23 protein-coding genes are annotated in these 23,313 nt (G+C 69.8%); 11 read left to right on the top strand and 12 right to left on the bottom strand.

Annotated features, from left to right (window positions below):
- Nucleotides 1-15: 15 nt before the first annotated feature.
- Both meaB and ACFMRZ_RS08440 read right to left on the bottom strand, forming a co-directional pair.
- The gene (meaB, locus tag ACFMRZ_RS08435) at nt 16-879 is read right to left on the bottom strand and encodes a methylmalonyl Co-A mutase-associated GTPase MeaB (RefSeq protein WP_400182803.1); all 864 of its coding nucleotides are present in this window, start codon (nt 877-879) and stop codon (nt 16-18) included.
- A gap of 59 nt (nt 880-938) precedes the next feature.
- Complete coding sequence (locus tag ACFMRZ_RS08440) at nt 939-2,084, bottom strand: thiolase family protein (RefSeq protein WP_400178602.1); 1,146 nt, start codon at nt 2,082-2,084, stop codon at nt 939-941.
- Nucleotides 2,085-2,204: 120 nt separating this feature from the next.
- Between ACFMRZ_RS08440 and ACFMRZ_RS08445 the strand changes: the two genes are divergently transcribed.
- Entirely contained in the window at nt 2,205-2,969 is a 765-nt protein-coding gene (locus ACFMRZ_RS08445; protein WP_280271317.1) for an SDR family NAD(P)-dependent oxidoreductase, read from the top strand.
- Between the two features lie 54 nt (nt 2,970-3,023).
- Here ACFMRZ_RS08445 and ACFMRZ_RS08450 read toward each other — a convergent pair whose 3' ends face one another.
- The 3 genes from ACFMRZ_RS08450 to ACFMRZ_RS08460 are packed head-to-tail and all read right to left on the bottom strand — an operon-like array spanning nt 3,024 to nt 5,771.
- A complete protein-coding gene (locus ACFMRZ_RS08450; protein ID WP_280271318.1) occupies nt 3,024-3,791 on the bottom strand; it encodes an enoyl-CoA hydratase/isomerase family protein in 768 nt (255 codons plus the stop codon).
- A gap of 2 nt (nt 3,792-3,793) precedes the next feature.
- Complete coding sequence (locus ACFMRZ_RS08455) at nt 3,794-4,882, bottom strand: acyl-CoA dehydrogenase family protein (RefSeq protein ID WP_400178603.1); 1,089 nt, start codon at nt 4,880-4,882, stop codon at nt 3,794-3,796.
- A complete protein-coding gene (locus ACFMRZ_RS08460) occupies nt 4,869-5,771 on the bottom strand; it encodes an acyl-CoA dehydrogenase family protein (protein WP_400178604.1) in 903 nt (300 codons plus the stop codon). The genes ACFMRZ_RS08455 and ACFMRZ_RS08460 overlap by 14 nt, the downstream gene beginning before the upstream one ends.
- 108 nt (nt 5,772-5,879) lie before the next feature.
- Here ACFMRZ_RS08460 and ACFMRZ_RS08465 point away from each other — a divergent pair, with 108 nt between their 5' ends.
- Nucleotides 5,880-6,935: a 2Fe-2S iron-sulfur cluster-binding protein gene (locus ACFMRZ_RS08465; RefSeq protein WP_400178606.1), complete on the top strand. Its 1,056-nt coding sequence runs from the start codon at nt 5,880-5,882 to the stop codon at nt 6,933-6,935.
- 166 nt (nt 6,936-7,101) lie between these two features.
- Here ACFMRZ_RS08465 and ACFMRZ_RS08470 read toward each other — a convergent pair whose 3' ends face one another.
- From ACFMRZ_RS08470 to ACFMRZ_RS08485, 4 genes are all read right to left on the bottom strand, one after another.
- Nucleotides 7,102-8,172, bottom strand: coding sequence for a CaiB/BaiF CoA transferase family protein (locus tag ACFMRZ_RS08470; protein ID WP_400182804.1), 1,071 nt, complete (start codon nt 8,170-8,172; stop codon nt 7,102-7,104).
- A gap of 84 nt (nt 8,173-8,256) precedes the next feature.
- Entirely contained in the window at nt 8,257-9,213 is a 957-nt protein-coding gene (locus ACFMRZ_RS08475) for an LLM class F420-dependent oxidoreductase (RefSeq protein WP_400178607.1), read from the bottom strand.
- Nucleotides 9,214-9,343: 130 nt separating this feature from the next.
- Nucleotides 9,344-9,748, bottom strand: a complete 405-nt coding sequence (locus tag ACFMRZ_RS08480; protein ID WP_400178609.1) for a cobalamin B12-binding domain-containing protein — start codon at nt 9,746-9,748, stop codon at nt 9,344-9,346.
- Nucleotides 9,748-11,325, bottom strand: coding sequence for a methylmalonyl-CoA mutase family protein (locus ACFMRZ_RS08485; RefSeq protein WP_400182805.1), 1,578 nt, complete (start codon nt 11,323-11,325; stop codon nt 9,748-9,750). The genes ACFMRZ_RS08480 and ACFMRZ_RS08485 overlap by 1 nt, the downstream gene beginning before the upstream one ends.
- A 90-nt stretch (nt 11,326-11,415) precedes the next feature.
- Here ACFMRZ_RS08485 and ACFMRZ_RS08490 point away from each other — a divergent pair, with 90 nt between their 5' ends.
- Nucleotides 11,416-12,249, top strand: coding sequence for an SDR family oxidoreductase (locus tag ACFMRZ_RS08490; RefSeq protein ID WP_280274040.1), 834 nt, complete (start codon nt 11,416-11,418; stop codon nt 12,247-12,249).
- Nucleotides 12,250-12,259: 10 nt separating this feature from the next.
- Here ACFMRZ_RS08490 and ACFMRZ_RS08495 read toward each other — a convergent pair whose 3' ends face one another.
- Nucleotides 12,260-13,378, bottom strand: a complete 1,119-nt coding sequence (locus ACFMRZ_RS08495; RefSeq protein WP_400178610.1) for an XdhC family protein — start codon at nt 13,376-13,378, stop codon at nt 12,260-12,262.
- A 233-nt stretch (nt 13,379-13,611) separates the two neighbouring features.
- Between ACFMRZ_RS08495 and ACFMRZ_RS08500 the strand changes: the two genes are divergently transcribed.
- From ACFMRZ_RS08500 to ACFMRZ_RS08520, 5 genes are read left to right on the top strand one after another with little or no spacing between them, the layout of a single operon-like run.
- On the top strand, nt 13,612-15,972 hold the full coding sequence (locus ACFMRZ_RS08500; protein WP_400178611.1) for a xanthine dehydrogenase family protein molybdopterin-binding subunit: 2,361 nt from the start codon (nt 13,612-13,614) through the stop codon (nt 15,970-15,972).
- Nucleotides 15,969-16,844 (top strand): FAD binding domain-containing protein, encoded by an 876-nt coding sequence (locus ACFMRZ_RS08505; RefSeq protein WP_400178612.1) that lies wholly within the window; start codon nt 15,969-15,971, stop codon nt 16,842-16,844. Before ACFMRZ_RS08500 ends, ACFMRZ_RS08505 begins: the two co-directional genes overlap by 4 nt.
- Entirely contained in the window at nt 16,837-17,349 is a 513-nt protein-coding gene (locus tag ACFMRZ_RS08510) for a (2Fe-2S)-binding protein (protein WP_280272829.1), read from the top strand. The genes ACFMRZ_RS08505 and ACFMRZ_RS08510 overlap by 8 nt, the downstream gene beginning before the upstream one ends.
- 18 nt (nt 17,350-17,367) lie before the next feature.
- Nucleotides 17,368-18,051 carry an SRPBCC family protein gene (locus ACFMRZ_RS08515; RefSeq protein ID WP_400178613.1) on the top strand — a complete coding sequence of 228 codons (684 nt, stop codon included), beginning with the start codon at nt 17,368-17,370 and terminating at the stop codon, nt 18,049-18,051.
- 14 nt (nt 18,052-18,065) lie between these two features.
- A complete protein-coding gene (locus ACFMRZ_RS08520; RefSeq protein ID WP_280272831.1) occupies nt 18,066-18,311 on the top strand; it encodes a hypothetical protein in 246 nt (81 codons plus the stop codon).
- A gap of 42 nt (nt 18,312-18,353) precedes the next feature.
- Here the strand turns inward: ACFMRZ_RS08520 and ACFMRZ_RS08525 are convergent, their stop codons facing one another.
- Together ACFMRZ_RS08525 and ACFMRZ_RS08530 are read right to left on the bottom strand one after the other, a co-directional pair.
- Complete coding sequence (locus ACFMRZ_RS08525; protein ID WP_280272832.1) at nt 18,354-18,860, bottom strand: hypothetical protein; 507 nt, start codon at nt 18,858-18,860, stop codon at nt 18,354-18,356.
- Nucleotides 18,857-19,462 carry a helix-turn-helix domain-containing protein gene (locus ACFMRZ_RS08530; RefSeq protein ID WP_280272833.1) on the bottom strand — a complete coding sequence of 202 codons (606 nt, stop codon included), beginning with the start codon at nt 19,460-19,462 and terminating at the stop codon, nt 18,857-18,859. Before ACFMRZ_RS08530 ends, ACFMRZ_RS08525 begins: the two co-directional genes overlap by 4 nt.
- Before the next feature lie 317 nt (nt 19,463-19,779).
- On the opposite strand from ACFMRZ_RS08530, the gene ACFMRZ_RS08535 reads away from it, so the two are divergent.
- From ACFMRZ_RS08535 to ACFMRZ_RS08545, 3 genes are read left to right on the top strand one after another with little or no spacing between them, the layout of a single operon-like run.
- Nucleotides 19,780-20,949 carry an amidohydrolase family protein gene (locus ACFMRZ_RS08535; protein WP_280272834.1) on the top strand — a complete coding sequence of 390 codons (1,170 nt, stop codon included), beginning with the start codon at nt 19,780-19,782 and terminating at the stop codon, nt 20,947-20,949.
- A gap of 2 nt (nt 20,950-20,951) precedes the next feature.
- On the top strand, nt 20,952-22,184 hold the full coding sequence (locus ACFMRZ_RS08540) for a Xaa-Pro peptidase family protein (protein ID WP_280272835.1): 1,233 nt from the start codon (nt 20,952-20,954) through the stop codon (nt 22,182-22,184).
- Nucleotides 22,174-23,295: a M24 family metallopeptidase gene (locus ACFMRZ_RS08545; RefSeq protein WP_400178615.1), complete on the top strand. Its 1,122-nt coding sequence runs from the start codon at nt 22,174-22,176 to the stop codon at nt 23,293-23,295. The genes ACFMRZ_RS08540 and ACFMRZ_RS08545 overlap by 11 nt, the downstream gene beginning before the upstream one ends.
- The last annotated feature ends 18 nt before the right edge of the window (nt 23,296-23,313 follow it).

Genomic DNA, 23,313 nt, shown 5'->3' on the forward strand with positions numbered 1-23,313 from the left:
CTTCGAGCACAGCGCTTATTCGTGCTCGAGGGGGAGCAGGGTTTGGGCGGCGTGGTAGGCGTCGCATTCGCCGGAGGCTACGGCGGCGGCCAGGCGGTCGAGGTCGGCGTGGGTGCGGAGGCGGGTTTGGGCGAGGGAGAGGATTTGGGCTCGGGCTCGGGCGGTGCGGCGCTGGGGAGTGTCGGTGCGGTGGTGGGCCTCGATCGCATCGGCCAATTCGGCGATGCGTTCGCCGCGCGAGGCGATCAGGGTGAGGATCGGGGCATCGGATTCGGCACGCAGGTCGCGGACGGTCTGCTGGGCGCCTTCCCGGTCGGCCTTGTTCACGACCAGGATGTCGGCCACTTCCAGCAGGCCGGCCTTCGCGGCCTGAACCGCGTCTCCCGCACCGGGATTCAGAATCACCAGGGTGGGGTCGGCGATCGCGGCGATCTCGATCTCGGACTGCCCGACGCCCACCGTCTCCAGCAGCACGATGTCGTAGCCGAGCGCCCCGAGCAGCTGGATCGCGGCGGGCACGGCGGCGGACAGCCCGCCGAGATGGCCGCGGGTCGCCAGCGATCGGATCAACACGTCGGGGTCATCGATGTGCCGGGCCATGCGGATCCGGTCACCCAGCAGCGCGCCGCCGCTGTAGGGCGAGGACGGGTCGACCGCGAGTACCGCGACCCGCAGCCCCCGCTCCCGATAGACGCTCGCCAGCGCGGCGATGGTGGTCGACTTCCCCGCGCCCGGCGGCCCGGTCACCCCGACCACCCGCACCGGCACCGGCTCCAACGCCGCCCGCACCTCGCCGCGCCGCTCCCCCTCCACCAGAGTGAGCAGCCGCCCCACCGCCCGCGCCGACCCGGATCGCGCCTGCGCGAGCAGATCGGCCACGGACGCGCCGACTACCCCGGCGACTCCGGAAGCCGCTGCGCCACGCTCGTTCTCGGCACTCACGCAGCGGGTACCTCGATGACCGTCGCCGAGCCCATGCCGCCGCCCGCGCACATCGCGGCGATACCGAAACCACCACCGCGGCGGCGCAATTCGTGTACCAGGGTGACGATCATCCGCGCTCCGGTGGCGGCCACCGGGTGGCCCAGCGAGCAGCCGCTGCCGCTCACGTTGACGATGTCCGGATCGAGGTCCAGGGCGCGGATGGCGGCGATCGGCACCGACGCGAAGGCCTCGTTGATCTCGATCACCCGCACCGACGACAGCGAGATCCCGGCGCGGGAGACGGCCCGGGTGATCGCCTCGATCGGGGCGAGGCCGGTCTCGGCCGGATCGACGCCCACCGACACCCACGACCGGATATAGGCCAGCGCGGGCAGCCCGAGCCGGTCGCTGGCGACGGCCAGCGCGGCGGCCCCGTCGTTCGCGCCGCAGGCATTGCCCGCGGTGATGGAGAAGCCCTCGATCTCCGGGTGCAGTACCTTCAGCCCGGCCAGTCTCTCCAGCGAGGTGTCGCGGCGCGGATGCTCGTCGGTGTCGAACAGGCCGTGCGGCGTCTCGATCGGCACGATCTCTTCCTTGAAACGGCCCTCGTCGATGGCCGCGATCGCATTGAGGTGCGAGCGCAGCGCCCACGCGTCGAGTTCGGCGCGCGTGAGACCCGCCCGCACGGCCGCGTTCCAGCCCACGGTGATGGACATGTCCATGGCGGGGGCGTCCGGGCGGTCCGGATGGCTCGGCGACACCCAGGGATCGATCCACTCGTCCGGCCCGACCTGGAACCGAGCGCGCGGCGCGGTGGAATCGGAGTTCACCCCGCCCGCGATGACGAGTTCGTCCATGCCGGCGCGGATTCCGGCCGCGGCGGTCTGCACCGCGGACATGCCCGCCGCGCAGTGCCGGTTCAGCGCCAGGCCCGGCGCGCCGGTCAGCCCCGCGGTGACGGCCGCGTGCCGGGCGACCACGCCGCCGCCGTACCGCCCCTCCCCCAAGACGACGTCATCGACGCGCGCGGCGTCCAGCCCCTCGGCGGCCGCGCTCACCACGTGGTGCGCCAGATCGAAGGCGTTGGTGTCGCGCAGGGTTCCCTTCCGGGCGGTACCGATGGGGGTCCGCAGCGCGGACACGATAACGGCTTCAGGCATTTCGGTGGCCTCCAATTCGGCGACGGGTACTCGGCGCGACCGCTCGGGTGCTCGTGCGACACACGACGAGAATGCTATTTTCTCAATAGGAGAGCCGTAGTTGCAAGATAGGATTATCACATGCAGATCAGTGGAAGCTCCGCCCTTGTAGTCGGCGGCACCGGCGGCCTGGGCGAGGCGACGGTGCGACGCCTGCACGCCGCCGGTGCGAAGGTGGTGGTCGCCGACGTCGCCGACGACAAGGGCAAACAGCTGGAAACCGAGCTGGGGATCCGGTACGTGCACACCGACGCCACCGACGAGGATTCGGTGCTCGCCGCCATCGCGGAGGCGGAATCGCTGGGCCCGCTGCGCATCTCGGTCGACACCCACGGCGGTCCGGCCACCGGCGGCAGGCTGGTCGGCAAGGACGGCTCGCCGCTGCCGCTCGAGGGCTTCCGCACCACGATCGAGTTCTATCTGACCGCGGTGTTCAACGTGCTGCGGCTGTCGGCCGCCGCGATCGCCAAGACCGAGCCGCTGGACGAGGGCGCCCGCGGCGTGATCGTCAACACCGCCTCGATCGCCGCGTTCGAGGGCCAGACCGGCCAGATCCCCTACTCGGCGGCCAAGGGCGGCGTGGTCGGCATGACCCTGGTCGCGGCGCGCGACCTGTCGCCGCTGGGCATCCGGGTGGTGACGATCGCGCCCGGCACCGTGAACACGCCCGCCTACGGACAGGCCGCCGACAAGCTCGAGGCCTACTGGTCCCCGCAGGTGCCCTTCCCCAAGCGCATGGGCCGATCGGTCGAGTACGCCCAGCTGGCCACCTCGATCATCGAGAACGACTACCTCAACGGCGAGGTCATCCGTCTCGACGGCGCACTCCGATTCCCGCCCAAGTAGTTTCGCGCGAAGGTCCCGGAGCCTGGGGGTTCCGGGACCTTCGACCGCGCGCCGTTACTCCTTGGCCGCGGTGAGCTTGCTGATCACCGCCCGGAAGTCGTCGGTCTGGAACGACAGGTCCTCGGCGGTGGTGGCGAAGTCCAAGGTCGCCAGGACCGCTCGCTCCAGATGCAGATTCAACAGGCGCTTGGTGCTCTCCACGGCCTGCTGGGGCAGTTCGAGAATGCGCTTCGCGCAGGCCAGCGCCTCGGACATGGGATCGGCGACCACATGGTTCACCAGCCCCATCTCCCGGGCCCGCGCGGCGCCGATCTTCGCGCCGGTGAGCGCGTACTCCTTGGCGAGCAGCAGGCTGGTGTGCAGCGGCCAGGTCAGCGGCCCGCCGTCGGCGGCGACCAGGCCCACCTGAACGTGCGGGTCCTTCAGATACGCCGTCTCGGCGATGTAGGCGATGTCGCTCAACGCGACCAGGCTGCAACCCAGTCCGACGGCCGGGCCGTTCACGGCCGTGATCACCGGCACCCGGCACCGCGCCATGCCGAGCACGATGTCGCGGCCGTGGGCGATCGTCTTCGCCCGCAACTGCGAATCTCGGCTCAGCTCGGCCAGATACGCGAAATCGCCACCGGCGGAGAACGCCTTGCCCGCACCCGTGAGCACCGCGACCCGGGCGTCCCGGTCGTCGCCCAGCCGCGGCCAGAGCCGGGCCAGACCGGTGTGCAGGTCGTCGTTCACGGCATTGAGCGCGTCCGGCCGGTTCAGCGTGATGATCCGGAGCGGGCCGTCGGACTGGACGTCGATGACGTCCGGTAGGTCGTACATGGTCAGACTCCTAGTCCGAGGATGCGGGAGGCGATGATGTTCTTCTGGATCTGCGAGGTGCCGCCCATGACGCTCTGGGCGCGGCTGTAGAAGTAACTGCCGAGCAGTTCCGGGTCGGTCGTGCCGGTGACGGCCAGGGCCGCATGACCCACCGACTGGTCCACCCAGGTCATGAGGAGTTTGTCGAGCGAGCCGTCGGGGCCGTGCACCACGCCGTCCAATTGCTCGGACAGCCGCCGGCGCACATGCAGCCGCAGCATCTCGGTCTGCACGGCCGCCCACGCCAGTTCGTCCGGCGCGGGGCCGTCGAGCCGGGCGGCCAACTGCCGCACCAGCTTTCCGTACCGGGCCGCGTATCCCAGGGTGGAGGGCTCGCGCTCGTGCCCGACGACGGTCATGGCGAGTTTCCAGCCGTCGCCGGGCGCGCCGACCATCTGATCGGCGGGCACCCGCGCGCCGTCGAAGTACACCTGGCCGAACTCGCGGGTGACGCCGCTGATCATCTGCAGCGGCCGCTGTTCCACGCCGGGCTGCTTCATGGCGATGATGAACGCCGAAATTCCCTTGTGCCGTGGCACTTCCGAATCGGTGCGGGCCAGCAGCAGGCACCAGTCCGCGACGTCGGAGTAGCTGGTCCAGATCTTGTGGCCGTGCACCACGTACTCGTCACCGTCGCGAGTGGCGGTGGTCGTCAGCGACGCCAGGTCCGAGCCCGCGCCCGGTTCGCTGAAGCCCTGGCACCAGCGCTCGGTGCCGTTGATCATGCCGGGCAGGAACCGTTGCTGGAGTTCCTTGCTGCCGTGCCGGCCCAGGCCCTGCACCAGGTAGCCGAGGCTGGGCCGGGGCGGCGCACCGGCGATGGCCAGTTCCTCGTCCACGATCACGTCGTACACGGGCGGCAGTTCGTGCCCGCCGAACTCCTTGGGCCACGATGATCCGAAGAACCCGGCCGCGTACAGCGCCTGATGCCATTCGCCCTGCCGGGCCCAGTATTCGTCACCGGAGGTGGGGAACCGGCCCGCGGTCTCGGCCAGCCAGGCGCGCAGCCGCGCCCGGAACTCGGCCTCCTGCGGGGAATCACGAAAGTCCAAGATCGATCTCCTTCAGACGGGCGGGGAACAGTTCGGTCGAGACCAGTGCCCGCCGCAGATACACGTGCGCGAGGCACTCCCAGGTATTGCCGATGCCGCCGTGCACCTGGATCGACGCCTCGCAGACCGTGCGGGCCATCCGCGCGGTGTAGACCTTCGCGACGCGCGCGGCCCGCAACGCCTCGGCGGGCGCGAGTTCGTCGACCGCCCACGCCGCGTGCCGCAGCACGCTGATCGCGCCCTCGATCAGGGCCTGGTTCTCCGCGAGCAGATGTGCCACCGCCTGATACGAGCCGATGGTGGCGCCGTACTGCTCGCGCATCTTGGCGTAGTCGACGGCGAGGTCCTGCGCGCCGCGGGCGGCGCCGAGCAGATCGGCGGTGGTCAGGGTGAGGGCCAGGGCCTGCCAGCGGGTGGCGTCGTCGGCCGGAAGTTCGGCGACGGTCTCCGATTCGCCGGTGAGCGCGGCCGTCTGACGGGTCAGGTCGGCCCCGGGGAGCACGTCACCGACGGTGGCGGTGCGGATCCGGGAGCCGTCCACGATCAGCGCCCGATCGCTGCCGCGGGAGTCGATCGCGCGATCGCCGACCGCGAGGGTCCAGCCGCGCCCGTCGCCGGGCCGCCCCGGCAGCCCGTCGGCCAGGGCCGGGCCGAGAAACGCGACGTCGACCAGGCCGCGGCCGAACTCCTCGGCCACGATCGCCATCTCGACCCCGGACGCGCCGTCACTGCGCAGATCGCGCCAGCCCGCCGTCGCCACGGCCCGCTCCAGCCGCGCCCGCCGGGTCTCGTCATCGAGGTCGGCGACCGAGCCGGGGCCCAGGTCGTCGGCCAATTTGGCGGCGGCGTCGCGCAATTGGCGCTGTTCGCTGGTCAGACGGACATCCATGGCGCTCCTCGGGGAGTCGGCTCGGGAACATATTTGAGAGATCTCGTCTCATGGGTGAGAATATAATTCTCATAGTACTAGAATCTACCTACCAGGAGGATGCGGTTCATGGCGAGACCCTCGATGTTCCAGTCGGCGACCGTGACCCGGATCGTCAAGGAGAGCGTGGACGCGCGCACATTCGTGCTCGCGCCGCACGGCGGGCCGATCACCTACCGGGCCGGACAGTTCTGCACCTTCCGGGTGCCCGTGGACGGCACCGCGCTCTTCCGCTCCTATTCCATGTCCAGCGCGCCGGAGACCGACGACGAGCTGATGACGACGGTCAAACGCGTTCCGGGCGGCAAGGTCTCGAACTGGATGCTGGACAACCTCACCGAGGGCGACGAGATCCAGATGTCCGGCGCGGCGGGCCGGTTCTGCTTGCGCGAGACGGACGTGCCGCTGCTCGGCTTCAGCGGCGGCAGCGGGATCACCCCGATCATGTCGCTGACCAAGTGCGCCCTGGCGACCACCGGGCGGCGCGTCCGGTTGCTGTGCGCCGACCGCGATGCCGATTCGATGATCTTCGAGACGGCGCTGGCCGAATTGGTGCGGCAGTATCCGGACCGGCTGGAGGTGGTCCGCCATCTCGACGCCGACCGCGGCTTCCTCGACGCCGCGGCGGTCCACGCCTTCGTCGCCGCCGACGCGCACGCCGACGCCTACATCTGCGGCCCCGAACCGTTCATGGAGATGGTCGAGCTGGCGCTGCCGGGCCCCGGCCTGGTGTACAGCGAGCGGTTCGGCGCACCGGCGCCCGTCCCGGAAGGCGACGCACCGCAGCAGGCGGCCGCCACCTCACCCGCCACGAATGCCCCTGCGCCCGGCCAGGTCTCGGCCGCCGGAGCGGGCACGGTGACGATCAAACTGAACCGCAAGAAGAAGGACGTGCCACGCAAGGACGGCGAAACCCTCCTGGAGAGCGCCCGCCGCGCCGGCCTGGCGCCCCCGTTCTCCTGCGAACAGGGCAACTGCGCCACCTGCATCGCCAAGGTCACCGAAGGCAGCGCCACCCTCCGCCAGAACAACGCCCTCACCGACGACGAACTGGCCGAAGGCTACGTCCTCACCTGCCAAGCCATCCCCGACACGGAATCCATCACGGTCAACTACGACGAGTGAGCGGTCGAACGACAAACGGCATGCCTTCCACCCGTACTCGGCATGCCATCCGTCATCCCGGCGTGCTTTTGGCCGGGATCCACGTCTGCGCGATGGATCCCGGCCAAGAGCATGCCGGGATGACGGACGGGCTGGGGACGCCGGGATGATGAGGCGGGCTGGGAACTCAGCCCCCGTGCTCGCCCAACTGTGGGGGCGGGCCGTACTCCGGCTCATAGCCCGCGACACGAATCGGGTTGCCTACCAAGCGGTATTCGCCCGCGGTGATGACGGCCTCGGGGCTGGCGTGGAGGGCGTCGGGTAGTTCCCGGACGGCGGCGGCGGGGATGCCGAGGGGGCGCAGGCGGGCTTCCCAGCCCGTCGCGGTGTCGGCGGCCAAGGCGGTGGTGACCGCGGCCAGTACCTCGTCGCGGCGCGATACCCGGTCGGCCATCAGCTCGAAACCCGCCACGCCCGCCTCGGCGGCGAAACTCTTCCAGAATCCGTCGTGCGTGACGAACAGCGCCAGATGCCCCTCGGCGGTCGGAAAGATCTGGGCGGGAACGTAATACGAGTGCGCGCCGAAGGGGCGGCGTTGCGGGCGCTTGCCGTCGTTGAGGTAGGCGGCGGCGTGATAGTTCAGCTGCGAGAGCATCACCTCGTACAGCGAGACGTCGATCTGCCCGCCGCGACCCGAGACGATCTGGGCGAGCAGGCCCAGCGCCGCGGTCAATCCGGTCGAGTTGTCCGCCGACGAGTACCCCGGCAGCGTCGGCGGCCCCGCTGGATCGCCGGTGAGCGCGGCGATCCCGGCCGCCGCCTGGATCACGTAGTCGAATGCCGGATCGTCGCCGCCGTGCAGCCCGTAGCCGGTGATGGCGACACAGACGATCCGCTCGTTGTACCGCCGGAGCGCGTCGTAGGTGAGCCCCAGCCGCCGAATCGCCGACGGCTTCAAATTCACCAGCAGCGCATGCGATTCCGCCACCAGCTCACCCAACTGTTTCCGTCCCGGCTCGCTGTCGAGTTCCAGGCGGATGCTGCGCTTGCCCCGGTTCAGGCTCGCGAAATAGCTGTCGCTCACCTTGCGGGAGATGTCGCCACCCGCCGGCTCCAGTTTGGTGACCTCCGCACCCAGATCGGCGAGCATCATGGTGGCGTACGGCCCGGCCAGCATGGTGCCGACCTCGAGTATCCGCACTCCGGCCAGTGGGCCGGAACCGGTCCCGCCGCGCCGCTCCCGATCCGTTCCGGGCATGTCCGACCCCACAGCTCCTCCTTCACCGCCATCCGGATGCGGCGAGGCGTCCGCGCGCCGCCCGGCCATGGTTGAACCTGCGGCTCAACGCATTTCGCGGGCCAGGCCCGCGATCATCTCCCGCGTGCGCTGCTTGGACGCGACGAGTTCGTCACGGTTGTCGCCGATCGGCAGCAGCCGCACCGAGATGTCGGTGGCGCCCGCGTCGGCGTAGCGCCGCAGCCCGGCCGCGATCTCGGCCTCGTCACCGGCCAGGCACAGGTCGCCGATGTCGCGGGCGTCGCCCTGCTCGAGCAGTCGTTGATAGTTCGGTGACACCTCGGCCTCGCCGAGAATCCGGTTCGCGCGTGCCCGCGCCTCGTCCACCCGCCCCGGCTCGCACAGGCACACCGGCAACCCGGCGACCACGCGCGGCGCGGAGCGGCCCGCGTCGGCGGCCGCCTTGGTGATCTTCGGGACGACGTGCTCGGAGATCGCGCGCTCGTCGGCCATCCACAGCACCGTGCCGTCGGCCTGCTCCCCCGCGATGCGCAGCATCACCGGCCCGAGCGCGGCCACGAGCACCGGCACCGGAGCCACCGGCCCGAGATCGAGCGGATTGTGCACCGTGAACGTCTCGTTCTCCACGTCCACCGAACCGGGGCCGGTCAGCCCCGCGCGCAGCACCTCGAGATAGTCGCGGGTGTAGGTGGCCGGTTTCTCGTAGGGCAGGCCCAGCATGTCGCGGATGATCCAGTGGTGCGAGGGCCCGACGCCCAGCGCCAGCCGTCCCCCGGCCGCCGCCTGCGCCGAGAGCGCCTGGCGCGCCAGCGCGACCGGATGCTGCGCCTGCAACGGCACGACCGCGGTGCCCAGCTCGATGCGCGAGGTGCGCAGCCCCATCGCGGCGATGGTGATCAAGGCGTCGAAGTCGGTGGGGATCTGCGGAATCCACGCCGTCGACAGTCCCGCGGACTCGGCCCACTCGATATCGCGGAGCATCCGCTCCAGCTTGCGCGCAGAGTCCCCCTTCTCCGGCCCGATCATCACTCCGATGCGCACGTGTCCTCCAGACTGCGTGAATACGTGTCGCGCCCGGTCACGGCGGCGCGGTGGCGGTCAGCGCGCGGCGCCCGGCCGCGAAACTGCTTGCGTGGGTGAGAGTTCCGGCCACGCACCGGATCGCGCCCGCTCACTGCGCGGGGCTTCCGGTCAGCGCACGGATCTCGCTGACGAGCGTCTCCAGCGGGGTGCTCGTCGGAAACACCGCGGCCGCACCGCATTCCAGCAGCTTCGGCACATCGGCCTGCGGGATGGTGCCGCCCACGACGACCGCGATATCACCGGCGCCGGCGGCGCGCAGCGCGTCCACCACGCGTTTGGTCAGCGCGAGGTGCGCGCCGGAGAGGATGCTCAGGCCCACCACGGCCACGTCCTCCTGCAACGCGATCGACACGATGTCCTCCACGCGCTGCCGAATCCCGGTGTACACCACCTCGAATCCGGCGTCGCGCAGGGTGCGGGCGACGATCTTGGCGCCGCGGTCGTGCCCGTCGAGTCCGGGCTTGGCGACGAGCACGCGGGCGGGCGCCGTCATCAGAACACCACCGGCTGCTGGAATTCGCCCCACACCGATTTCAGCGCCGCGGTGATCTCACCGACCGTGCAGTAGGCGTTGGCGCAGTCGACCAGATGATGCATCAGATTGTCGTCTCCCTCCGCGGCCCGCGACAGGTCGGCGAGCGCCGTGCGCACCGCCGCGGAATCGCGTTCCGCCTTCACCCGGGCCAGGCGTTTCAGCTGCCGCTCCCGGCCGTCCGCGTCCAATTCGTAGGTGCCGATATCGGGCGCCGGCTCATCGGAGACGAATCGGTTCACCCCGACCACCGGGTGCTCGCCGGATTCGACCGCCTGATGCAGCCGATACGCCTCGTCCGCGATCAGGCCCTGCAGGTATCCGTCCTCGATGCAGCGCACCATGCCGCCGTGCTGCTCCAGGTCGTGCATGATCTCGATGATCTTGGCCTCGGTGGCGTCGGTGAGGCTCTCCACGAAGTAGGAGCCGCCGAGCGGATCGGCCACCCGGGTCACCCCGGTCTCGTAGGCGAGGATCTGCTGGGTGCGCAGCGCCAGCGTCGCCGACTCCTCGCTGGGCAGCGCGAACGGCTCGTCCCACGCGGCGGTGAACATCGACTGCACGCCGCCGAGCACCGCGGCCAGCGCCTCGTAGGCCACCCGCACCAGATTGTTCTGCGCCTGCGGGGCATACAGCGACGCGCCACCGGCGACGCAGCCGAACCGGAACATCGACGCCTTGTCGGTGTCGGCGCCGTAGCGCTCGCGCACGATGGTGGCCCAACGACGCCGTCCCGCACGGTATTTCGCGACCTCCTCGAAGAAGTCGCCGTGGGTGTAGAAGAAGAACGAGATCTGCGGGGCGAACTGGTCGATCGTCATCCGGCCGCGCGCGATCACGGTGTCGCAGTAGGTGACTCCGTCGGCGAGGGTGAATGCCATCTCCTGCACGGCATTCGCGCCCGCGTCGCGGAAGTGCGCGCCCGCCACCGAGATCGCGTTGAACCGCGGCACCTCGGCCGCGCAGAACTCGATGGTGTCGGCGATCAGCCGCAGCGACGGCTCCGGCGGCCAGATCCAGGTGCCGCGGGAGGCGTACTCCTTGAGGATGTCGTTCTGGATCGTTCCGGTGAGCTTCGCCCGCGGCACGCCCTTCTTCTCCGCGGCGGCCACGTAGAACGCCAGCAGAATCGCGGCAGTGCCGTTGATGGTGAAGCTGGTGCTGATCTTGTCCAGCGGGATGCTGTCGAACAGCACCTCGGCGTCGGCGAGCGTGTCGACGGCGACGCCGACGCGGCCGACCTCCTCGCTCACCTCGGGATCATCGGAGTCGTAGCCACATTGGGTGGGCAGGTCCAGCGCCACCGACAGGCCGGTGCCGCCCTGCTCGAGCAGGTACCGGTAGCGCTGGTTGGACTCCTCCGCCGTTCCGAAACCGGAGTACTGGCGGAACGTCCACAGCCGTCCCCGGTATCCGGTCGCGAAGTTGCCGCGCGTGAAGGGATAGGCACCCGGGGCGGGCGGGTCGCCGCGCCGATCGTCCGGCCCGTAGACCGGATCCAGCGGGATGCCGGACGAGGTGTGCACTTGGTTGTCCATCATCGAATATGCTACTTCCGTAAATGGAGAATGCCAATACCGTTTGGCGCGAACGCCTGCTCAAGGCAGGTTCCGGCCCCGAGGAGTGCCATGTCCGACCAGCAACAGCCGCTCACCGATCGCACGATGGTGATATCCGGCGCCAGCCGCGGTATCGGCCTGGCGATCGCGCTCGCCGCGGCCCGGCGGGGCGCGAATATCGTCCTGCTCGCCAAGACCGCCGAGCCGCATCCGCGGCTGCCCGGCACCGTGCACACCGCCGCCGCGGAGGTGGAGGCCGCGGGCGGCCGGGCGGCCGCGGTGGTCGGCGACGTCCGCAACGAGGCCGATGTGCGGCGACTGGTGGACACCGCGGTGGAGCGCTTCGGCGGGGTCGACGTGTGCGTGAACAACGCCAGCGCCATCGCCACCGAGCCCACCGAGCGGCTGTCGCCCAAGAAGTTCGACCTGATGCAGGACATCAACCTGCGCGGCACCTTCCTGCTCACCCAGGCGTGCCTGCCGCACCTGCGCGATTCGGCGAACCCGCACGTGCTGACCATCGCGCCGCCGGTGAACCTGAAACCGCGCTGGCTCGGCGCGCATCCGGCCTACACCCTGTCCAAGTACGGGATGACGTTGCTCTCGCAGGGCTGGGCGGCCGAATTCGCCGATGCCGGAATAGCTTTCAACTGCCTGTGGCCGGAGACCTACATCGCCACCTCGGCGGTCGCCAACCTGCGCGACGGCGAGCAGCAGCTCGCCTCCGCCCGCAGCCCCGAAATCATGGCCGATGCCGCGGTCGCGATCGTCACGCAGCCGGCCAAGCGGGTCACCGGTGACTGCTTCCTCGACGTCGACGCCTTGTCGCGCTACGCGGGGATCGCCGACTTCACCCGCTACGGCGGCGGCGAGAACCCCACTCGCGACCTGTTCCTGGACTGACCCGGAGGCGTCATCCCGCGGCGAGGCGGCGGGGCGCATGGGGGCCGTCTTCCGGGTGGATGGGCCGTTCGGTCGCGGACAACGGGCGCGCGGACCCGCCGCGCCGGACGGCCACGATCTCCGCGCCGATGGCCACCGCCGTCTCCTCCGGGGTCTGCCCGCCGAGTTCCAGGCCGATCGGCGAATGCAGCAGGGCCAGTTCACTTTCGGTGACCCCGGCGGCACGTAGCTGCGCCCGGCGTTCCCGATCGGCCCGGCGCGAACCCATCGCCCCCACATAGGCCACCGGCAGTCGCAGCGCCGTGCTCAGTACGGGAATATCGAATTTCGGGTCATGGGTGAGGACGCAGAGCACGGTCCGCGCATCGACCGGCGTCCGGGCGAGATAGCGATGCGGCCAGTCCCGCACCACCTCGTCGGCGTCGGGCAGCCGCGCCCGGTCGGCGAAGGCGGGCCGCGCCTCACACACCGTCACCCGATACCCGAGCAACTTCCCCACCCGGCACAGCGCGACAGCGAAATCCGTAGCGCCGAACACGATCATCCGCGGCGGCGGCGCGAAGGAGTCGACAAACACGGTCCGCTCCCGATCCGCACACCCGACCACCCGCACCCCACTCCCCCCGCTTTCCAGCATCGCCCACCCCACCCGCACCACCGCAGAATCCATTGCCACCCCGACGATCTCCCCCGCACCATCCGCCGCCTCCATATCCACACGGGACCGCAGGGTCGTGATCGCCCCGGTGTCCAGGTCCCGCACGATGGCCGCGGCGTGCTCGATGTCCAGGGCGGCCTCGATCGCCGGATAGGACTCGGGGGTGACGCGGTGGACGAAGACGTCCAGTTCGCCGCCGCAGGTGAGGCCGACGGCGAAGGCGTCGTCGGCGCTGAAGCCGAAGGTGCGGCGGGCGGGGGCGCCCGTGGCCAGGACCTCCTGGCACAGTTCGTAGACCGCGCCTTCGACACAACCGCCCGAGAGGCTGCCCCGGACGTTGCCCGCCTCGTCCACCGCCATCGTCGCGCCCAGCGGACGCGGCGCGCTGCCGCTCACCCCGACGATGGTGGCGAGGGCATAGACGGTGTTCGCGGCGTGCCAGCGCAACAGCTCCGCGGCGAGTTCGCGCACGGTGACCTCCCGGCGATCGTCGCCCGAGCCTGGGCGAGAATGCTATTCTCATCATATTCTAGCGTCATACTCATATTCGACATATATGACATTGACACTGCGGGAACGCTAATGCTAAACACATGCTCAGCAGGCGCTCCGTCCGTATCCGAGGCGAACAAGAGGATGAGCCGGATGTTTTCGACCACACCGTTGCCCGGCGAAGCCGGTCGACGCAGTCAGCGAGCCGCCCGATGAGTTCTACGGAAACGGCCACCACCAGCACGACAACCACCGTCGTCGGCACCCGGGTGCCGCGGCTCGAGGACGCCCGCCTGGTCACCGGCGCGGGCACCTTCGTCGACGACGTGACGCGGCCCGGCATGGCGCACGCCTGCTTCGTCCGCAGCCCGCTGGCGCGCGCCCGGATCGGCGAGATCGACGTGTCCGCCGCCCTCGAGATGGACGGCGTGCTGGCCGTCTATACCGCCGCCGACCTCAACCCCGGCGCCCACGAGATCTCCTACGACCTCGACATGGCCGGTATGCCGCCGGTCCCGCGGCCGCCGCTGGCCGAGGAGGAGGTCCGGTTCGTCGGCGACCCGGTCGCCCTGGTGATCGCCGTGGACCGGTACGTGGCCGAGGACGCGGTGGAGCAGATCGTCATCGACTACGACCCGCTGGACCCGGTGGTCGACTACACCACCGCCGACGAGTCCCCGAACCTGGTACACGCCGGTTTCGCGGGCAACTCGGCCGGGGAGATGGGCGGCCGCCCCGCCTCGGATCTCGACCCGATCTTCGACTCTGCCGCACATGTGGTGCGCCAGAAGATCTTTCAGCAGGCCTACCTGCCGGTGCCGATGGAGACCCGCGGCATCGTGGCGGAGTGGTCCGCGCCGGGCGCGGAGATGACCATCTGGGTCTCCACCCAGTCCCCGCACGAGGTGCGCGCGTTCTGCGCCCGGCTGCTCGGCATCGATGAGCACCAGGTGCGCGTGATCGCCCGCGACACCGGCGGCGGGTTCGGGCTCAAGCAGTTGCCGCTGCGCGAGGAGACCTGCGCGCTGCTGGCCGCCCGCAAGCTGGGCTCGGCCGTGAAATGGATCGAGGACCGCCAGGAGAACCTGATGGCCTCCGGCATGTCCCGGCACGAGCACGCCGCGGTGGGCATGGCCTTCGACGCCGAGGGCACGATCCTCGCCGCGTCCATCGCCCACGTCCAGAACGTCGGCGCGTATCCGACGCCCTCACCGGTGGTCGGCGGCATTCCGGTCGGGATGCTGTTCCCCGGCCCGTACCGGATCACCGAAGCCTCCTTCCACGCGAAGTTCCTCTACTCCAACACGGTCGGGCGGGTGGCCTATCGCGGGCCGTGGCAGTTCGAGTCGGTCAGCCGCGAGGTCCTGCTCGACCACGCGGCCCGGCAGATAGGCATCGACCCGATCGAGCTGCGGCGGCGAAACATGTTGCGCCGCGACGAATTCCCCCGGGTGAACCCGAACGGCATGCCGCACGACCACGTCTCACCGCTGGAGACGCTGGAGCAGGCGATCGAGATGCTGGACTACGACGCGTTCCGCGAGGACCAGCGCGTGGCCCGCACCCAGGGCCGCTACCTCGGCGTCGGCACCTGCACCTATCTGGAGCCGACCACCGGCGCCAGCCCGTTCCTGGCCACCGAGGGCGCCACCATCCGGATCGAGCCGAGCGGCAAGGTCAACGTGTATGTCGCGGGCGGCTCGGCGGGCAACAGCCTCGAGACCACCGTCGTGCAGCTCGCCGCCGACGCGCTCGGCGTGACGCTCGCGGATGTGCGAAGCATCCAGGGCGACACCGCGGTTACGCCGTTCGGCGGCGGCACCGGCGGCAGCCGGTCCGGGTCGATGACGGCGGGCGCGATCGAGCAGACCGCCTCGGTGCTGCGGGAGAAGATCCGCGCCATCGCGGCGCACCGGCTGAACACCACGCCGGAGGAGATCGAGTTCTCCGCCAGCCGGGCCACCGTGCGCGGCAAGCCCGAGTCCGTCCTCACCCTGCGGGAGATCGCCGATATCGCCTACTTCCAGGCCGACTCGCTGCCCCCGGGCATGCAGCCGGGACTGGAGTCCTCGGGCCGGTACAAGACCCCGCAGATCGCCATCTGGGCCAACGCGACCCACGTATGCACCTGCGAGGTCGACATCGACACCGGCGCGGTGAAACTGCTGCGCTACATCGTCAGCGAGGACTGCGGCCCGATGATCAATCCCAGTGTGGTGGAGGGCCAGATCTACGGCGGGACCGTGCAGGGCATCGGCGGCGCGCTCTACGAGCACCTCGCCTACGACGAGAGCGGAAACCCCGTCGCCACAACGTTTTTGGACTATCTGCTGCCCACCGCCGCGGAGGTGCCGACGATCGAGGTCGGCCACGTCGAGACGCCGAGCCCCGGCCCCGGCAGTTTCAAAGGTGTGGGCGAGGGCGGCGCGATCGGCTCTACGCCGGCGATCCTCAACGCCGTCGCCGACGCGCTGTCCCCGTTCGGGGTGGAGATCAGCGAACTGCCGCTGTCCCCGTCCCGGATCGTGACCATGATCGAGCAGGCTCGCGCCGCCGAGGAGGGGACCCGATGAAACCGGCCACGTTCGAATATCACGCCCCGGCGACCGCGTCGGAAGCCGTTGCGCTGCTGGCGGATCTGGGCGACGAGGCCAAAGTCATCGCGGGCGGCCAGAGCCTGGTCCCGATGCTGGCGCTACGGTTGGCGGTGTTCGACCATCTGGTCGATCTGCGCCGCGTGACCGAACTGCGCGGCATCACCGCCGGTCCGGACGGCGTCCGGATCGGCGCAGGCATGACACACGCCGAGGTCGGCGGCTCCGAGGAGGTCCGCCGGACGGTCCCGCTGCTGTCGCGGGCGACCCCGCTGATCGGGCACTTCCAGATTCGCAACCGGGGCACGATCGGCGGCGCGATCGCCCATGCCGACGCCGCCGGCGAGTACCCGGTGGTGGCACTGACCCTGGACGCCGACGTCGAGGCCCTGTCCCCACGCGGGCAGCGCACGATTCCCGCGGCCGAGTTCTTCACCGGAATGTGGACCACCGACCTGGCCGCGGACGAGATCGTCACCGCGATCACGTTCCCCGCCTGGCACGGCCGATGCGGTTTCGCCATCGAGGAATTCGCCCGACGCAGTGGCGATTTCGCGATGGCGGGCGCCGCGGTGGCGGTCCGGCTGGACGCCGATTCCCGGATCGACCGTTGCGCGATCGGCCTGTTCGGGCTGGCGCCGACCCCGGTACGGGCGCACGCCGCCGAGTCGGAACTGACCGGCCGGCCGCTCGACGCGGTGGAGGCCGAGGAGGTCGGCCGTTCGGCGACGGCCGGGCTGGATGCCATCTCCTCGGATGTGCACGGGTCCGCCGACTACCGGCGCCGGGTCGGGGCGGCAATGGTGGCGCGCGCCTGGCGGCGCGCCGTACAGGAGGCGAGCAATGACTGACGTCGACATCGAGGTCCGCATCAACGGCACGCGGCGCACCGACCGGGTGCCACCACGGCTGACGCTGGCCGACTACTTGCGTGAGCGGTGCCATCTCACCGGCACCCACCTCGGCTGCGAGCACGGGGTGTGCGGCGCCTGCACGGTGCTGCTCGACGGCGCGGCGGTGCGCTCGTGCCTGGTGTTCGCCGTGCAGGCCGACGGCGCGGAACTGACCACCGTCGAGGGCATGGCCGACACCGACGGGCAACTGTCCCCCGTGCAGGCGGCGTTCCGCGACGAGCACGGATTACAGTGCGGCTTCTGCACTCCGGGGTTCATCGTGTCGGTCACGGCGTTCCTGCGCGACAACCCGGACCCCACCGATGCCGAGATCCGCGAGGGGATCTCCGGCAACCTCTGCCGCTGCACCGGTTATCAGGGCATCGTCCGCGCGGTCCGCGCCGCGGCCGACTCGATGACCGCCGCCCCCGATGCCGCCACGCCCAGCACACAGCAAGCGTGACCCCGCGAAGGACTTCCCATGAAACTCGACAACACCTTCAGCATCCCGGTCCCCGCCGCACAGGCGTGGTCGGTGCTGCTCGACCTGGAGCGCATCGCGCCCTGCGTGCCCGGCGCCACCATCACCTCCCGCGACGGTGACGACTTCCACGGCAAGATCAAGGTCAAGCTGGGCCCGGTCGGGCTGAGCTACAGCGGCATCATCAAGGTCGTCTCCCAGGACGAGGCCGCGGGCATCGCGGTGCTCGAGGGGCGCGGCCGGGAGACCCGCGGCAACGGCACGGCGAAGGCGACCATCACCTGCAAGCTCGTCGAAACCGACGGCGCCACCGACGTTTTCGTCGACACCGATCTGTCGATCACCGGCAAGCCGGCGCAGTTCGGGCGCGGCGCGCTGGCCGATGTCGCGGGCACGCTGATCGGCCAGTTCGCCACCAACCTCGCCGACGAGATCACCTCGTCGGTCCCCGCCGCCGCCGAAGCCGGTAATGTCTCGGCCTTCCCCGGGGCCGACAACGCCTCCACACCGCCGCCCGCGAGCGCCCAGGCGGCGCCGCCGCGCAAGGCGGCCGAGCCGATCGACATCCTGGCGGCCGCGGGCGCGAACAACGCCACCCGCTACGGCGGCTTGGCCCTGCTGGCGATCACCGGACTACTCGTGGCGCTCCTCCGTCGAAAGCGAGCCGCCCGGCTCCCCCGGTGAGGCAGGACGACGACATGATCGCGCCGGTTGGTAACGAGGTTACCCAGAGTAGGAGTGCGGACGCCCCGTCCGCGCGGAAACCGCGGCGGGTCCGGCACATCCGGATCGAAACCGGCGCCTTCGCCATGGACTACCAGGCCTGCGCGGAACAGATCGCCGACATCATGGCCGAACTCGCGTGCGTGGGCCTGGTGGTCACCGTCGACGACGATGTGCGCCCCGATCTTCCCCCGCTCCCCTGCGGAGCACTCTGGGAGTAAGGCGGGCAACCCTTTTCGTGTGTCCCGCCCTTCTCCCGCGAACTAGCCCACCGGGCTGAGGTCGGCGCCGATCGAGGGCAATGCCGACAGGCCGCTGCGGAAGACTTCGGTCGCACCGACCGCGGCGGCGGGCATCGCGGCGGCGGTGAGGGCTTGGGCCTTGAAGGCCTGCGCCGCGACGCTCAGCCGATGCAGCACCGGATCCACCCGGTGCTCCGGCGGCGTGTGCCAGCCCTCGCCCCAGACCACGACCTCGATTCCGCCGTCCCCCAACGCGTTCAGCAGACCGCGTCGCGCGCGCGGGTCTCCTTCGCACACCTCGCACGCGACCGCCAGCGCGTGCGGCCGCCGACCCTGACCGCCCGCGGCGAGCACCGATTCCAGCTCCAGCGTCTCCGCGCCGAGAATGCGCAGCGGGCGGGAGTCGGACAGGTCGGCCAGCAGCACCGTGACATCCCAGCCGGCGACGGCGCGATCGAACAGCCAGCCCCCGGCGTGCTCGACGACATCCACGATGCTGGTGGCGACGACGTCGAGGCGGTACCTCATCGTGCCCCGTCCCGACTTAAGTCGCGGGCCAGTGACCGGGTGTACTCGTTGAACACCTCGGTCAGCGGGATCGAGTGATCGAGCAGCCATGAGATCTCCATTCCGTTGATGAAAGCGACGATTTCGATAGCCCGGATGTCCGGGTCGAGGTCGGGCCGATACCGTCCGATCTCCTGGTTGCGCCGGATGATGTCGGCGACGATGCCGACGGCGACCTTCCATCGGTCGAGCAGGCGGTCGTGCAGTGGGGCATCGGGCATCAGGTTCTCCACCAGCATCACCACGAAGGTGCCCACCAGATCCGGGGAGCTTTCGATCCGTTCGGCGACCTTGCGGATCTCCACGATGAGGTCCCCGCTGAGGTCCGCGCCCGCGGCATCGGCGGCGTCGCGCGCGTCCAGTACCGCGTGCAGCAGCTGGTCCTTGGATTGAAAATGGTGCAACAGCCCGGCCGGGCTCACCCCCGCTTCCCGGGCGATCTGGGCCAAAGTTGTACTACGCCAACCATTCTGGGTAAGCAGCCGCTGGGCGACCCGCAGGATGCGCTGCCGGCGGTCTTCCCCTTTGGCGAGCAGGGAGGCGTAGGGACGAGGAGTAGTCACGAGTTGCTCTCTTCTCCAAAACCTAGTGAACACACAGTAGGTTGGTTTTGCCGGTGTGACAAGGGTCTCATGCCTGCCCGGCATGGCGACAATGTCGGCGAATACTGACGGTAACCACATTCTCGCAGATGAGACCGCCGAAAATGGCCGGTGTTGAGCGAGACGTGTATACGTTCCTCTCCTCCTGTGATAACTTCATTCCCATGCGGAAGCCGCAGTCTTCCCACGGGGATCGACGCGGCGCGGTCCGCCACTCGCGATCCACGCTGACGGCACGGGAACTTCCGCGATACGAACAGCTCCATTGGAGGGTCAAGATGTCGGTTTCGACCAGCAGTGCTTCGTTGTACCCGCCCGGCGGTTTCGGACCACCCAAGGACCGCCGCGGTCACGCGCAGGGTTCGCTCGGACTGCCCGCGGGCACCGAGGTGTTCTCGGCCGACAATCACATCTCACTGGCCGACGACATCTTCTACGAGCGGTTCCCGGAGAACATGAAGGACCGCGCGCCGCGCATCTGGTACGAGGACGGCGCCTACCAGATCGGGCGCAAGGGAAAGTCGTTCCTGCCCGGCGATTTCAGCAGCGTGCTGATGCAGTACGACCCGCTGGACGGTTCGGGCAGCGCCAATTTCGACGCGCGCGCCGCGGATCTGCGCGCCGACGGCATCGCCAAGGAGCTGGCGTTCCCGAATGCCTTGCTGGCGTTGCTGTTCTACCCGGACAAGGAGGTCCGGGAGCTGGCGTTCCGGGTCTACAACGAGTACATCGCCGATCTGCAGGAACGCTCCGGCGGTTCCTTCTACGGCGTCGGCCTGATCAACTGGTGGGACCCGGCCGGCACTCGCCGCACCCTCGACGAGCTGAAGTCGCTGGGGCTCAAGACATTCCTGCTGCCGCTGTCGGCCGGCAAGGACGACGACGGCAACGTCATCGACTACGGCAGCACCGCGATGATCCCGGTGTGGGATGCCATCGAGGAGTCCGGGGTGCCGGTCTCCCACCACATCGGCGAATCGCCGCTGTCGGCGCCGTGTGAGGTCAACAGCGTGGTGGTCGGCATGATGCACAATGTCGCGCCGTTCCGGGAGTTGTTCTCCAAGTACGTGTTCAGCGGCATCATCGACCGGCATCCGGGCCTGAGCATCGGCTGGTTCGAGGGCGGCATCAACTGGGTGCCGTCGGCGATCCAGGACGCCGAGCACATGAACGCGTCGTACCAGCACATGTACAACCGCCCGATCGATCACGAGGTGCGGTACTACTGGGACAACCACATGCGGGCGTCGTTCATGGTGGACCCGCTGGGCCTGTCGCTCATCGATCACATCGGCCGGGACCGCGTCATGTGGTCGTCGGACTACCCGCACAACGAAAGCACCTGGGGCTATTCGGAAAAGTCGCTCGCCGGTGTGGTGGCGGCGGTCGGCCCCGAGGACGCCGCCAAGATCGTCAGCGGCAACATCACCGATTTCCTGGGGCTGTAGCCATGACATCGTCCACCACCGGCGCCCCGGCCCTCGTGATTCCCGAGGTTCCCGATCGGGCGCGCATGCGGCGCGAGACGGGGGCGCGGCTGCGCTCGGTCATGGCCCAGCAGGGCGTCGACGCGCTCGTCCTGCTGAACAACAGCAATGTCGTGTACGCCACCGGGACCAACTGGCCGCTCGGCGACGCCGGGCTGTCCCATGTCGAACGGCCGGTCGCGGTCGTGGTCGCGGGCGACCCGTGGCCGCACCTGTTCCTGCCGTTCCGGGAGGGCACCTCCGAGGAGACCGACCTGCCCGCCGACCATCTGCACGGGCCGGTGTATCTCGAATTCGACGAGGGCGTAGCGCAATTCGCGAAACTGCTCGCCGATCTGATCCCGTCCGGGTCGACGGTCGCGGTCGACGAATGCACCGGCGCCATGCGCCGGGCGGAGTCCGGTCTGTTTCCGAGCGGACCGCCCTCGGACGCCGCGCTGGTGGTCGGCCCGGCGAAGCTGATCAAGACACCCGACGAGATCGCCTGCATCCGCACCGCCGCGCGCATCACCGATCGGGCGATGGTCGATGTGCAGGCCGCGCTGGCGCCCGGACGACGGCAGATCGACCTGTCGGCGCGCTTCATCCGCCAGGCCTTCGAACTGGGCGCCACCGCCACCATGCTGGAGGCGATCTGGCAGGTCATGCCCGACACCAAGGCCGAGGGAGTCTGGACCACCCACGGCGACCTGGCGCTGCCGCTGCTCACCACCGAGCGCGAATTGCAGGCCGGGGATGTGCTGTGGACCGATGTCAGCATCACCTACGGCGGCTACTGTTCCGACTTCGGCCGCACCTGGGTGGTCGGTCAGGAGCCGAATGCGCGGCAGCAGAAGCAGTTCGAGCGGTGGCACGAAATCCTCACCGCCGTACTGGATGTCACCCGCGCCGGAGCGACGGCGGCCGATCTCGCGCGGGCCGCGACGGCCGCCAACGACGGCGTCGAACCCTGGCTGCCGCATTTCTACCTGGGTCACGGAATCGGGGTCAGCGCGGCCGAAACGCCCATGATCGGTACCGATCTCGGTCCCGAGTTCGACGAGAACTTCGTGTTCGAGCCGAACATGGTGCTGGTCCTGGAGCCGGTGGTCTGGGAGGACGGCACCGGCGGCTATCGAAGCGAGGAAATCATCGTGATCACCGAGGAGGGCTCGATCGCCCTCACCGACTACCCGTATGCGCCCTATGGCCACTGAGGTGATGCCCGACGATCGCGCCCTGCGGCATGGGCGGCGCGATCGCGCACTGGCACAGATGCAAGCCCATGACCTCGATATTCTCGTTCTCGGCCGGCAGGCCAATGCCCGCTATCTCGCGGGCGCGCCGCAACTGTGGGTCGCCGGGACCCGGCCGTTCGGGCCGGTGGCGACGGTGGTGCGCGACACGGGCGCGGTGCACCTGCTGAGCACCTGGGACGAGGGCATCCCCGACGACATTCCGCACGAGCACCTCTACGGCCTCGCGTGGAATCCGATGACCACCATCGCGGTCCTGCGCGCCATCGAGGGCGCGGCGACCGCGAAACGGGTTGGCACGGACGCGCTTTCGCCCAACTTCGCGAAGCTGCTGCCGCTGGCGTTCCCGAACGCCGAACTCGTCGACGGCGAGCAGGCCATGCGCAGCGCGCGGCGCATCAAGACCGCGGAAGAGATCGCGGTGCTGCGCAATACGCTGCGGGTGGCCGAGGCCGGCCTGGCGACCACGGTCGCCGCGCTGACGCCGGGCAGTAGCGAGCACGGGCTGATCGGCGTGCTGCTGGAGGCGATGACCGCCGGTGGCGTCAGCACGCCCGCGTCGCAGGATTCGGTCTGGGTGACGTCCAAGGAGCATCCGTGGCGGCGGGCCGGATCTGACCGGCTGGTGCGCCCGGGCGACCTGGTGGCGGTCCATGCCGGTGTCCTCGGCGACGGATACATCGGTGAGGTCGGGCGGACCTATCCGGCCGGCGAAGCCGGTGCCGAGGCCGCGAAGTTGTACCGGCGGCGAGACGCGTTGTGGGACAGGCTGATCGAGGCCTGCCGGCCCGGCGCGGCGGCCGCCGACCTGCTCACCGCCTATGAGACCGCGGGCGAACCGTTACCGCCGATGCCGGTCGCCCGGGGCCTCGGGATGGGCTTCGACCCGCCGGTCGTGTCGCCGCACCTGCGGGCCACCGCCGCGGCCGAGCGGCTGGAGCCGGGCATGGTGCTGTCGGTCACCGGCTATGTGTGGCAGTCCGGCGTCGGCGCGGTGTTCGGCCGCGACGCGGTCCTGATCACCGACGACGGCCGCGAGGTGCTGACCTCGGCACCGCACTGGGAACCCTGATTCCCCTTCCACTCTCCG

The organism is Nocardia sp. N2S4-5 (assembly GCF_044628355.1).
Taxonomy (GTDB): Bacteria; Actinomycetota; Actinomycetes; order Mycobacteriales; family Mycobacteriaceae; genus Nocardia; species Nocardia wallacei_B.